Source organism: Pantoea sp. T14 (assembly GCF_036663535.1).
In the GTDB taxonomy this organism is placed as follows: Bacteria; Pseudomonadota; Gammaproteobacteria; order Enterobacterales; family Enterobacteriaceae; genus Pantoea; species Pantoea phytostimulans.
On sequence record NZ_JAWUEB010000005.1, the window covers coordinates 39,029 to 52,019 of the forward strand.

The window sequence follows — 12,991 nt, forward strand, 5'->3', positions numbered from 1 at the left end:
CGGCCTTCCCCCGCAAAGCGGGGGAAGAGGATGCTGCTCCATCACTGACTTCTTCCTCACGTCATTAAAGGCTGTAACTGCTGATACAACCGGCTAAACGTCTCGCGCATTGGCTGATAACGAGCGAAGCGTTCCGCATCAGGCTGATGGCGCTGAGCCAGCACCAATGTAGAGGCCTTAGCATCAGGATCGACCGCCAACTGCGCCAAACGTGCCGCGCCCAATGCAGGCCCCACGTCGCCGCCGTGACAATAATCCAGCGTCTGTCCGCTGATATCTGCCAACATTTGCCGCCACATTGCGCTGCGTGCGCCACCGCCGATCAGCATAATACTCTCTGGCGTGACGCCACAGTCATGCACGGCATCCATGCCTTGCGCTAACGCGAACCCCACGCCTTCCAACACGGCACGCGCGAGTTCAGCCCGACCATGCTGGTGGGTGAAACCAAAGAAACAGCCTTTAGCTTCAGGATTGTTATGCGGCGTGCGCTCGCCAGAAAGATAAGGCAAAAACCACAGCGGTGACACATCCGTTTTGGCCTGTTCCGCTTCGTTTAATAATTGCGAAACGTCTTCACAACCGGTTAGCGCGGCGGCCCAATCAAGACATGACGCCGCACTCAAGATCACCGACATCAAATGCCAGCGCTGCGGCAATGCATGACAAAAGCTATGGACCGCCCGTTCGGGATTACTGAGATAGCCGTCGCTCACGACGAAATAGACGCCGGATGTGCCCAGCGACAACATGCCTTGCCCCGGCTCCGCCATGCCCACGCCTATCGCACCGGCGGCATTATCACCACCGCCCGCAGCCAGCGGCACCGCGTTCATCTTCCAGCGCGTCGCGAGTTCAGCATTCAGCGTACCGGTGATCGCGTTTCCTTCAAACAGGCGCGGCATCTGCTCACGCGTCAGATTACAGGCATGAAGCATTTCATCGCTCCAGTCGCGTTGCGCCACATCCAGCCACATCGTGCCCGACGCGTCGGAAAGATCGGTGGCGAAATCGCCACTCAAACGCCAGCGCAGATAATCCTTTGGCAGCAGTACTTTAGCGACCTGGCGAAAAATATGGGGTTCATGCTGCTGTACCCAAAGTAGTTTTGGCGCGGTAAAGCCTGCCATCATTAGGTTACCGGTGATGTGACGTGAATTCGGCACTCTCTCTTCCAGCTCACGACACTGTTCAGCGCTGCGACCGTCATTCCATAAAATGGCCGGGCGCAGCACGCGAGACTCCTTATCCAGCAACGTTGCACCGTGCATTTGTCCACTCAGCCCTATTGCTTTAACGTCGCGCAGAGGGTGATCTTTGCTCAGCGCCTGCATTGCGCTGTCTAGCGCTTGCCACCATGCTTCAGGATCTTGCTCGCTCCACAGCGGTTTAGGCCGGGACACGCTGAGTTTTTCCGTTTGACTGGCCAGCACATTGCTGTGCGCGTCGACTAACACCACCTTGATACCCGACGTGCCGAGATCAATGCCTATGAACATGACCTGCTCCTATTGCGTGGAATGATGACGCGCTCAGTATCTACTGGAATGGCGTAGGCAGGTTGAAACCGTGTGAAGAAATTGATCAAGGTCGCATGCGCGAGCTTTTGCGATGTGATTAACCCCGCCCTGAGCGGTGTTGATATGCATCTGTACAACAGCCCAGCATCGGTTCATAAGCTGAGTAATGGGCTGAAATAAAGCGTCGCGATAAGGGGAACAAACAATGATGAGCTGCCCGTTCTGCCGCCATTCGTCCCACGTTAAAAGCAGCCACTACCTTTCTGAACAGGTGAAGGAAGCTTATCATTAGTGCACGAATCTGGAGTGTTCCAGCATTTTCAAAAACGCATGAGAACATCGTCAAGGTGATTACTAGTCCACCGGAACCAGAACAGATTGCCGCCCCGCCGCCGCCAACACGGCAACGGCAGCCGCTGGGGCGTTACGGTTCCGCATTCCGACACTGATCACAAATCCTCTGCAATCCCTGCCAACTAGCGGGGATTTTTTTGTCATAACTCTAAAGATTTTCTGCATGGTGACGAGTATAAATAGGTGTGCATGCATAGGGTGCATGGATTTGCATGCAGATTTTGCTCGCTAGCAACACCCTTAGTAGCCCATCTGGCACGGCCTACCATCATGCAGTTGCTTAAAAAGCGACGCATAAATCGGGCAGGCGTGTCGGGGGATAGCATTGCGCGCAAAGGTTTTGAGGTAACAGATGCATCATTGGAATTGCCATTTTAAAGGAATGTAAGAATGTCATATCAAATCCAAGCTATTTGCCCTTGCTGTAAGCTACAAGCAACAAATGACTTAAATAAAATAGAGGAATTTTTCGGATTTAGAACGATGGAAAATGAAAGGCTAATCCCACAATCGTATTGTCGTAGATGCAGGGGGTTGCGTTGTTCTCCCTCCGAAAAGAAATGTGGAGCAATATAGTTAAAATTTTATACGGTCTATCAGTTTAAATAACAGACCGTTTTAAATTAATTAAATCAATCTTCTTCCTTTACATTTGACGCTGAAACCTTATTAGGTCTAGCATCAATTATAACAAGTTCTTTTCCTTCTTTTATTTTAAGTTCTTTGAACACAGAAATTAATCTACTTAATTCTTCATCAGTAAAATACAGAATAACCTTTATTGATTTCTTTGTCTGATTTGCTTTCTCATATACTTTAACTTGATTGGCTAAATTTTGTTTTAACTTGGAGTTGCTTGCCAATTTAAATTCAACTAATGTCTTGTCTTTAGAACCTCGTGATACTTTGTAATCAACAGGCCCCCTTCCATTGTCAACTTCACTATTAACATCAGATACAGAAGCATACCATGTAAGTCTAAACATTAATTGCAAGTCTGACTCACGCTTGATAGGGTTGCCTTTCAGATAAAAAATCTTATAGCCATTGTTATTTTCAATCACTTGTTTTAAATACATAACACGATTATACGATTCTTCTAAAGTATCATGATTTTCGTGGAAAAAATCGTTGTTATGCTCAAAAATTGAATCAATGAATTTTTGAACCTTATTTATAAAAACATTCTCTGATTCAAGAACTTTTTCCATACTCCTTTCATGTGCAGAGCGACTTTGCTTCTCTTTCATTTTAATATAATAGTCAATGAAAGTAGGATTATCTTTAATAACTAAGTCTGCAGCCGCTTCAAGATCCTTTTTCTTTGCCTTGTCGGGAAGGCATCTATTAAAATATTCGCTAAGTTGGTCCCTCAACTGTTCATTAGGAATGCTATTACAAACGTCTCTAAAATCAGCAATCATGTCATTACGGTTAATCCAAGTTTCATCTTTGGTGAGAATATCTCTCGGTGTCAACAGTACAAAGTCATCATTATAAGATGGCAAAGTGAATTTTTTATTCACCCACGTTCTTGTTTCATAGTTGAAATGGACTTTTTCTACATTGAATTCTTTAAGAAAATTTTTGTTTATGTTTTTTGTAGAAAAATCCTGTGTATATTCCAACAAAAAAGACTTGATTAAATTTGTAGTAAAATCGCTTACACTATCCTTACCAACTCCACTTTTAATAAGGCATAGTTTTTCTAAATGACTACCAGAGGTGATTTCTTCTTTACCAAAATTTGACAGTATATTGGAAAAGCTTGCATTTAAAGCTTTCGCGAAATCTGGGCCTAATCCACTTCCACCATTACCAACGATGCTGTAGCCAAACCAATTTTGCTTCACTTCGGGAAAAAGGAACCAGCTACTAATAAGGCCTTTACTGAGCTTTCTGCCTCCAGAAACATCTCTTAGAAAAGCAACATAGTTGATTATCTCATTATGTAGTTTCTTATACTGACCGTTATCGCTGTTAAATAATAAAAATGGGTCTATAAATAATGGAAGGTCATTAATTAGTGATATGTTAAATGCACCATAACTCTTAATCTTTTCAGGTGCTACTTTAAAAAAGTCAGAAAAATATACATTTATCTTAGGCATATATGGTTCTCCTTAACTTCAATCATCTTCAAATTGCTGCATGAGAGGATTTAAAAACATTAGTCGCCATTAATAATGAACAGATTTAATCCTAAAATCAAAATTAAAAGATTATAAAAATCACATGCATATGATAGATCGAATGAATTCAGCCTGATTTAATAAGAAAAAAAATAACCATTTAGCAGACATTGCAAACTAAGCAGCAGTTTCTACAATCCGTTATAAGAGCAAGAGGTTTTACTGTGGCTGCAAAGTTAAGAACACTATCAAATTGGGGGTATCTTTGGGGGTATAAGTTTCAAAAAATGAAAATGTTGTTTAAAATCAAGAGATTAAAGTTATTACTAACTCCTGTAATCGCATCCCAATCAGAAAACACCGCAGCTATTTACGCGGCTGTTAAGCAATGCACAGCTTCAACGCTTCCAACTCTCTCTTTTTATCTCTCTCCATAATGGAAAAATAATTTCATATCTTTTGGGAAGAAATCAATTCCCGTCTTAATTTCTGTTCTTTTTCGCTACAGGTTTTTGAGCTGAACGTCATGAAATAGTCAAAGCTTGTTTCTTATCTTTATGATTTCTCTAAATAAAAATTTTCATCAAGCATACTGGCTTAGTTTTCTGAAAAGTAAGCGTGTTACTTTCTCAGGGGTTAATCATTTGTAATCACTGATAGTTTTCTCTTTTTTTGGTTTTATCTGTTTATCCTACTGTTCCTAAAGGCAAAAATTGATAGTTTCCCATCTTTACTATCACGAAATATTCCAACCCCGCTCACACTTTTGGAAAAATTAATCCAAATTGATCGATTTAGAAAATATATTTCATGTGTGCTTTCACTCTGAAGCCGCTAAACCCGAAGACAATAACGACTCCTCTTTCTGAACTGGATACGTTCAGGCAGTAGAGAACAGGAGCTTGAAAGATGGATACCCGGCAAAAACGCTACAACATGAAATACGTCATGCTCTGTTGTACGGTCGCTGCATTTGGCGGCCTGCTGATGGGATATGACTCGTCGATTATTTCCGGTGCAATCGAGCCGCTAAGTGAATATTTTCAGTTATCACCAGCTGAAACCGGTTGGGCTGTGTCAAATATTCTGCTCGGTAGCCTGGTGGGCTGCTTCATTGCGCCAAAACTCAGCGATAAATTTGGCCGAAAAAAATCCCTCGCGATCACCGCACTGCTGTTTACCGCCTCGGTAGTTGGCACCGCCATTGCGCACAACTTCGTTACCTTTGTCGCTTTCCGCATTCTCGGCGGCCTGGCGATTGGTCTGGCTTCGGTGATTTCTCCCATTTACCTTGCTGAGCTGTCACCCTCAAAGTTTCGTGGTCGCACTACCGCGTTATATGCCGTGTGCTGCGTCGGTGGGCAATCAGTGGTTTTGCTGACCAACTACTTCATCAATAAATCGATGCTGCCAGAAATGATGATTGATATCGGCTGGCGCTACATTCTGGCAACCGCATTAGTGCCCTGTGCGCTGTTTGTCTTCTTTATCGCTTTCATTCCTGAATCCCCTCGCTGGAACGTTCTGAAGGGAAAAGATAAAGAGGCGCTGGATACGCTAAGCAAAATCTCTAATCGCGATCACGCAGAAAGCGTTTTGCAGGAGATTAAAAGCTCGTTCTCCACAGAGGCCGCGAGTCAGCACAAAGCCCGCTTCCGCCTGAATAAAACCACCGTGCCGTTGTTGATTATCGGTATTGGATTAGCGGTGGGTAACCAGATCAGCGGCATTAATGTTATTCAATATTTCGGTCCTACCTTGTTGAAAAATGTCGCAAGCAGCACCGATTCCGCGCTGTTACAAACTTTCTGGCTCTCGGTTTGTCAGTTTGTGGGTGTGCTGATTGGCATGTCATTAATTGATAAAATGGGACGTCGCAAGCTGTTGCTGATTGGGGCCATCACTTCTGCCATCTTCCTGGCGTATACCTTTGTCGCGTTTTATTACCGTTTGCCTGGCTTGCTGGCTGTGGTGGGTTTATTCGCTTACATGGTGTTCTTTGGCATCACGTGGGGTCAAGTTGTCTGGACGGTGCTGGGTGAACTTTTCCCAACTGAAATTCGCGCTATCTGCGTGGGCATTTCAATCTGCGCAATGTCGATGGCAAACTTCATCATCAGTACCACGTTCCCGATTATGAACAGCAACCCTTACCTGGTTGAAGTCTTCCATGGCGGCTTCCCGCTGCTGTTGTTCGCAATCTTCTCGGTGGGCATGTATTTCTTCACCTTCCGTTATTTACCTGAAACGGCGGGCGTGCCGCTGGAAAAAATCCATGCGCGCGTGTTGGAGAAATTCAATGTTGAGGCTGAGGAAGGCGTTCTGGTGAATGAACCGGCTAATCAGTCGCGTTCATAAGATGAAAGGGCAGCGAAAGCTGCCCTTTATGTGGAAAATGAATGGATTAACTGACTCGCTGCTCATACTGCTCAAGCACAGCTAGCGCCAATCCATTTGCCGGGTTAAGCCGGGTTTGCAGAAAATGCAGATCGGTATGTTGATAGGTAAAAGCCAATGCGCTGGACTCTGCCACGCCGCTGACTGCCTCGCAAAACCCGAGATGTGCACTCCATGGGCAATCAATCACGATGCTGGCCGGATTAAGCAGCAGCATGATTTGACTCAGCGCCTTACCCAGAAAACTTCCCGCCTGCATCATCACTTCATTCACAATTTTTGGGGCGCTTTCTCGATTTTGCCAGGTTAAGCCCGGCTGACGTTGAGCCAGTTGTTGTTTTATCGCCGGTTGGCTAATCAGAGCTTCCAGGCAACCTTGTCGGCCACAGCTGCAACGGGGTCCGTTTGGTTGTACGGTTAAATGGCCCGCTTCTCCCGCCGTCCAGCTATTGCCGGTAAAGACCTCACCATCCTGCACTAACGCACCGCCAATACCTTCCGAAATGCGCAGATAGAAGTGGCTGCTTTCTGTCGTCAGCGCAAGTTGCTGCACAGAGAGCAGCGCTGCCGCTTTCACGTTATTCATGACGCGGATAGGCATACGGACATGTTTGCGCAGAGAGGTGAGCAGATCGACATCCTGCCAGCCGAGATGGGTAGAAAGGTGCATCCAGCCGCGTTGCGGATCGACAATGCCGGGAAAGCCCAGCCCGATGCCCAATAAGTCGGGGAATTTATCGCTGATCTCACGACAAACCATTGCCAGTTCAGCCAGCAGTTTAGTGGGATTACTGGTGTCAGTGCGTAGCGTTTCTTCAGCAAGTACCTGTGAAAAATAGTCACAGACGCGCCAGTGAATGGTATTACGCTCTACCATCACGCCAGCACTTTTTAACTTTTCCGGGCGCAGCGTGATTTCAATCTTTGGTCGTCCTGCGGTCGCCACGCTGACCGGGCCTAACTCCTCGATAAGATCCTGTTCCAACAGGTCATCAATGATCAACGAAACCGTGTTTTTACTGAGCGACAGGGTTTGGGCGAGATCCTGGCGTGACGTTACGCGCATCCTGCGCAGTTGCGTCATCACCCGCTTTTGGTTATTTAGCCGCAATAATGCTGGCCCTTTGCCACTGGCTTTCATGACGCATTCACTCAACAGAAGAGAAGAGTTTCAGTGTATCAGCGTCTGTGCATTCGTCACCCCACACTTTCATGCCCTGTTTCACACAACGCCCAATAACCGGCGGCGATCGCCGTGGCATTACACAATTAACGCTCTGGCGAAACGGAGCTTTCCTGTGGCCAGCGCGATTTTTCCGGCATGCCCTGATCGCTATTAAGTGCGTGGAGAAGTGCATCAACCTGCGGATCAACGGGTGAGCGCCGCATCCAGCCCATTACGGTGAACAGCACCAGTGAAGAGAGCACGGGCGCGGCAACCTGCGTGGCGGTACTGACATCGTTCAATACAAACTTCACGTAGAAAAAGGTCGTAACGCCAATGGCCCAACTCGTGAGCGCCGCCGCGCTGCCGCTGCGCCGAAACCACGGGAGCAAACCGAGCAGCATAGGGATAGAAATGGGGCCGACCAAGCCACCAAACCAGATAATCAGAAGCGATAAAACGCCGCCAAAATGGCTGGCATTTATCGCGATAATTAACGTCAGAATAATGAACAGAAACGCGGTGAGACGCGCCACCAGCAAAGAGCTTTTACCGCGCTGGAAAAGGTTCGGCATCATGCCGGGCAGAATATCGCGAGTAACAACGGCGGTGATGGCATTGGCATCAGACGAGGTCATTGAGAGCGTATGTGTAAACATAGCGACCAACACCAGGCCGACTAAGCCATTGGGCAGCAATTCCATAGCCATCAGTGAATATGCACGCGACGGATCGGCAAGATCAGGATAGAGCAGTGGAGCAGCCCACATCGGCCAGAACAGCACCAGCGGCCAGATCAGGAAAAGCGCGGATGAAAGCAGGGCGGCTTTACGCGCTTCGCGACCCCCAGAAGCAGCAATAAACCGCTGCGCCAAATTCCAGGTGCCGCCGTTGTAGCTCAGCGTGTAAATAATGAAATAGGCAAAAATAAACCCCAGCGTGTAGGGTTCCTGCACGATTTGCGTGTGGCCGACTGGCAAATGATCCCAGATGGACAGCAAAGCATGAAAACCGCCCAAATGCAGGGCAACGGCGATGAGCATGACAATCGCCGCCACAAACTGCACGATGAACTGACCAAAATCGTTGCAGGCGTCTGCCCACAATCCGCCTATTACGGTATAAAACAGGCTCAGGGCGCCAGAAAGGCAAATTCCGATGATCGGATCAATGCCGGTAAATACGTTGATGATGACCGCAATAGCGGCCCATTTGGCGCCGACATCAAAGGTTTTCAGCAGTACGCCGCTCCACGCCAGCACCATCTGCGTTGGCAAATTGTAGCGCGTGACGAGATATTCCATTGGCGATTCAATATTCATGTGGATACGCAAACGCGCCCAACGTGGCGCAAACACCCGTGAGCCAATGAATACTGCGATGGAGATGGGCAAAGCCCACCAGAAATAGAGCGTGATGCCCATGTTATAGGCAACGGCGGCATAGGCGACAAAGACGGCGGCGCTGTAGCCAGACATATGATGCGAGACGCCAGAAAGCCACCATGGCATTTTGCCGCCAGCGGTAAAAAAGTCGCGCGTGCTGCCCACTTTCCGCATCGCCCATAGCGTAATGAGTACGATCATCAGGGCATACAGCGCCATTACCGCATAATCAAGCACGTTCATCGCAGATTCCAGAAGGGCTGCCCAACGAACACAGCAGCGTCGTCGGCATTAAGGGATTTATCTCTGGTCAGGATAACAGCGTCCTGGCACGGTTATTGGAAATGGAAGGTGATGCTGTCTGCCCGCTGCACTTTAAAACGGCAGCGGCTGAAATAAAACTGCCCGACGAAGCGGGCAGTAAGATTTAATATTCGTCGCCGCGAACCCGGCTGCGATAGCTTTCCCAGTCGAAGCGCACCCAAAGACTGTTGCCCAGGCGCATGCGATCCATCACCCTTTCTCCCAGCAAAGTATTCATACCTGCGTGGTCGAGATTGGACAACATACCGGTAGGACGTTTTGATGAGGATCGACGATCAACAATCTGATTAATAACCACTTTTTCGTAACGCGATTCGCTTTGCATCCCAATTTCATCGATCACCAGCAGATCGACGCTGCTGAGATCCTGAATCAGCCGCTCTTCGGTGATATCGCTGGTGCCGCTAAACGTGCCTTTCATACTGGACATCAGATCGGCGACCGTAACGATTAACACACTTCTACCGCGTAAAATTAAATCGTTGCCAATAGCTGCGGCTAAATGGTTTTTACCTGTGCCAGGACGGCCGGAAAAAACAAAGCTGGCGATACTGCCGTCAAACTCTGCGCAATATTGTCGCGCCAGTTCGAGCGCTTTACGCTGGCCTTCATTCTCAACGCGATAGTTATCGAATGAGCAGTTCATATGCAGTTCGCGAATGCCGGAGCGGCCCATGATGCGCTGCATTTTCATCGCGCGGTTTTCGCGCACAATGGCTTCAGAACGCAAGCGGCCTTGTTCCTGATTCCACGCCAGCAGATCTTCACCACTGGTGAATTTAGGTTGGGTGCCGGCAGGCATCATTTTTTTCAGACGGCTAAAGAGATCGGTCGGCGTTTTCATTACTCACCTCGGAAACCATCGGGAATAGTACGGTCGGGATTGGGCAACTGCGTAATGTCACGCTTAGGCTGCCCGCCGTTAGCGGCGCGATTCATCTGTATACTACGCGCCAGCTTTTGCTGCCACTGAACATGATGGAATAATCGGCCTTCTGCTTGCCAATAGGCGACAAATGCAGCCAGCTCCGAGGCGGTCACCGATTCGCTGAGTGCGACGCCCCAAATTGCGGCTTGGCGTGAAAAATCAGCGTCCGGTTGCCAGCCATCGTACATGGCAAACTTGCCGACCGGCGTATGAATCGCGGCGGGCGCATCGTTAAACAGGCTGTCATCCAGCGCCACGTCATTGGGTTGCTGTATGGCGGCTTCCAGCGCTAAGAGCTGCGCCAAACGCTCCGGCGTGATGGCGTACATCACCGGCGCATAATCTTCTAACACCGCCAGCGTGCCTTTGTCAGCCTGTTGAAGGGCGTTAAGTGGATCCTGACGGAAAGCATCCAGGCCAATAAGCGTTGACGTTAAGATTTTGACTGACATGAAGAGACCTGACGTTAGCAAACACGTTGCGCCGGAGAGATGACCTGTCCGACGCAGAAGTGCATATTGTACCTTTTTTAACGCGCAGAATCGCTCAAAAAGCGCTGAGGCGTTTAGGACGACGTGATGGGCGTCGCTTTGCTGCGATGAGAAGCCATGGGTTTTAAGACTGGCTCGCTAACTGCGGCTGTTACCGGGCGGGTTTGCCATAAATAACGTACCGACGCCAGCGTGCACAAACTGTATCCCAGCAATTCGGTGCCTTCTTCCGCCATATTTTTTACTACGCGGTTGTAGCCATCCATCATCATGTGTTCCCACAAATAATGCGTACCAAACAGGCGTGAAAACACCAGCACGACTAAAAAGCCGCTCGCCATTACCGGCCAACTGCGATTTTGCAGCAGATTCGCCAGACCTTGCAGAGTACGTTTCGGTGAGCGAATCGCAACGGCAAAGCAACCAGCCGTCACGGCCAGCGAAAACCATACCCAGCTCCCGTGATGAATAATGTCAAACAGGAAATCGAGTTCGCGAATCAGCATACAGCTGTAAAAGCCGCCGATCAGGGTTAAAGCGCCACGCTGCTCAGGGCGTTGGTACGCCGCAGCAAAGAACAGCACGGCCACAATGGCCAGTAACGCTTCCTGGGTGGTTTCCGTTAAGGAGGTTTCATGCAGCGCATCATTCATCCAGGCAACGTCGATATAAATCGGCGCCACCATCAAAATAAGGAAAAGTGCTGCAAATATAAAAACGGCCATTTCACGGCCAATAATTGTCAAATTTTCACGCATAGTGTTACCAGTATTATGATTAGCGCGCTCATTATATTTCATTCAGCACGCGCGCCTTCTCATTTTATGCCGCACCTTAAAAGCTGGCGCTTACACCCAAGCTATAAATGAACTGTTCACCGGTATTCAGCGCATCGGTTTGAGAAAAAGAGGCGAAAGCCGCCAGATTATTGTTAAGCGGCATATGCGCCCCGACGCTGACGTCTACCCAATTCTCCTGACGATTGTTGGGATCGTCTTCAGCACGGTAATTAAGATTCTCCTCCACGAGCTGATGGCTGTAACTGAGCTGAGCCCAAGGCGTAATCCAGCCTAACTTTGAATCGACGCGCCAGCCAACACTCGCGACCTGATCGTGATTGGGCCGCTCACTGAAATCACATTGTGGGCAAGTGAGCGGGCGCTGATCAACAGCATATTGCGCCACCGGACCGGTCGTAAACGAGTGATTGATTGGCAAATCCCAGCCTGCACTAAAACGGGTGCCTAGCGGCGTTGCCCCAACGCTGCCGGGTTCGCTACGCAATGCCATTGGGATCGATGCCGGCGCATTGAGCGCTGCATCCCATAATCCTTGCTGCTCGTCGGTAAATTCCAATGGAGTGCGAGAGATTTTCTCCGCCAAAATGGTGTTGTAGTCGGGAGGGATGACCGTAGAACTTTGATTGTCATGCAGGGCAAAGTCGCCACCCCATGCAAAGGCGGGTTGAATGATCGCTAAAAGCAACGCACTACAAAAAAGCCGCACTGGATAGTGCTGGCCTGTACACGGACTTTTCTGCAACATGAATTCTCCAGGCGAGGCTGAAGGAATGATCGGGCGCTTTGATTAAAGGATCGTTATTGCGCCTGTCGTTTAACTATTAACCGATTGTCCCTAAGATCAAGGGTCTCGATAAAATTTTCCTACAATCAGGATTACTACGATGCAACGATGTGGCTGGGTAACACAGGATCCGCTCTATCTGGCGTACCACGATAAAGAGTGGGGAATCGCGCAAACTGACAAAAAAATGCTGTTTGAAATGTTATGTCTGGAAGGGCAGCAAGCGGGATTGTCATGGATTACCGTGCTAAAAAAACGCGAAAATTATCGGGAAGCTTTTGGTCGGTTTGATCCGCAAATCGTGGCCTTAATGAATGAGGATGATATCGAGCAACTGCTGCTAAACAGCGGCATCATTCGCCATCGCGGCAAGATTTCAGCCATTATTACCAACGCGCGTGCTTATCTGGCAATGGAAGCAAAGGGTGAAGATTTTGCCCGTTTCGTCTGGGAATTTGTTGATAATGCGCCAATTGTTCATCATCACGCCGATTACCGCTTAGCGCCCACCACGTCAGAGCAGGCTATTGCGCTCTCCAAAGCCTTAAAAGCGCGTGGTTTTAAATTCATCGGCCCGACAATCTGTTATTCATTTATGCAGGCTTGCGGGCTGATTAACGATCATCAAACAACCTGTTTCTGCCATCCCGATAATCTTTAGCGGCCATTGTTTACAAAATAAGACTTTCCCTCACGCCTTTCCTCATCATT

At 48.3% G+C, this 12,991-nt stretch carries 11 protein-coding genes; 3 read left to right on the top strand and 8 right to left on the bottom strand.

Annotated elements, in window-relative coordinates:
- Positions 1 to 56: 56 nt before the first annotated feature.
- A complete protein-coding gene (gene xylB, locus SC127_RS01300) occupies positions 57 to 1,499 on the bottom strand; it encodes a xylulokinase (protein ID WP_332624911.1) in 1,443 nt (480 codons plus the stop codon).
- 229 nt (positions 1,500 to 1,728) lie between these two features.
- Here xylB and SC127_RS01305 point away from each other — a divergent pair, with 229 nt between their 5' ends.
- Entirely contained in the window at positions 1,729 to 1,812 is an 84-nt protein-coding gene (locus tag SC127_RS01305) for an ogr/Delta-like zinc finger family protein (protein WP_332624939.1), read from the top strand.
- A 694-nt stretch (positions 1,813 to 2,506) separates the two neighbouring features.
- Here the strand turns inward: SC127_RS01305 and SC127_RS01310 are convergent.
- A complete protein-coding gene (locus SC127_RS01310) occupies positions 2,507 to 3,985 on the bottom strand; it encodes a hypothetical protein (protein ID WP_332624912.1) in 1,479 nt (492 codons plus the stop codon).
- A gap of 930 nt (positions 3,986 to 4,915) precedes the next feature.
- On the opposite strand from SC127_RS01310, the gene SC127_RS01315 reads away from it, so the two are divergent.
- Positions 4,916 to 6,364 (top strand): sugar porter family MFS transporter, encoded by a 1,449-nt coding sequence (locus SC127_RS01315; RefSeq protein WP_243079807.1) that lies wholly within the window; start codon positions 4,916 to 4,918, stop codon positions 6,362 to 6,364.
- 46 nt (positions 6,365 to 6,410) lie between these two features.
- Here SC127_RS01315 and SC127_RS01320 read toward each other — a convergent pair whose 3' ends face one another.
- The 6 genes from SC127_RS01320 to SC127_RS01345 all read right to left on the bottom strand — a co-directional run bounded on the left by SC127_RS01320 (position 6,411) and on the right by SC127_RS01345 (position 12,241).
- Positions 6,411 to 7,544 carry an ROK family protein gene (locus tag SC127_RS01320; protein ID WP_215848089.1) on the bottom strand — a complete coding sequence of 378 codons (1,134 nt, stop codon included), beginning with the start codon at positions 7,542 to 7,544 and terminating at the stop codon, positions 6,411 to 6,413.
- A gap of 128 nt (positions 7,545 to 7,672) precedes the next feature.
- Positions 7,673 to 9,196 carry a sodium:solute symporter family protein gene (locus tag SC127_RS01325; protein WP_332624913.1) on the bottom strand — a complete coding sequence of 508 codons (1,524 nt, stop codon included), beginning with the start codon at positions 9,194 to 9,196 and terminating at the stop codon, positions 7,673 to 7,675.
- Positions 9,197 to 9,380: 184 nt separating this feature from the next.
- Positions 9,381 to 10,121: a DNA replication protein DnaC gene (dnaC, locus tag SC127_RS01330; protein ID WP_332624914.1), complete on the bottom strand. Its 741-nt coding sequence runs from the start codon at positions 10,119 to 10,121 to the stop codon at positions 9,381 to 9,383.
- Entirely contained in the window at positions 10,121 to 10,657 is a 537-nt protein-coding gene (gene dnaT, locus SC127_RS01335; RefSeq protein ID WP_215848087.1) for a primosomal protein DnaT, read from the bottom strand. Before dnaT ends, dnaC begins: the two co-directional genes overlap by 1 nt.
- Positions 10,658 to 10,770: 113 nt before the next feature.
- Positions 10,771 to 11,454 (bottom strand): hypothetical protein, encoded by a 684-nt coding sequence (locus tag SC127_RS01340; protein WP_332624915.1) that lies wholly within the window; start codon positions 11,452 to 11,454, stop codon positions 10,771 to 10,773.
- Positions 11,455 to 11,530: 76 nt separating this feature from the next.
- Positions 11,531 to 12,241: an autotransporter domain-containing protein gene (locus tag SC127_RS01345; RefSeq protein ID WP_215848086.1), complete on the bottom strand. Its 711-nt coding sequence runs from the start codon at positions 12,239 to 12,241 to the stop codon at positions 11,531 to 11,533.
- Positions 12,242 to 12,380: 139 nt separating this feature from the next.
- Between SC127_RS01345 and SC127_RS01350 the strand changes: the two genes are divergently transcribed.
- Positions 12,381 to 12,941, top strand: a complete 561-nt coding sequence (locus tag SC127_RS01350; RefSeq protein WP_243079804.1) for a DNA-3-methyladenine glycosylase I — start codon at positions 12,381 to 12,383, stop codon at positions 12,939 to 12,941.
- The last annotated feature ends 50 nt before the right edge of the window (positions 12,942 to 12,991 follow it).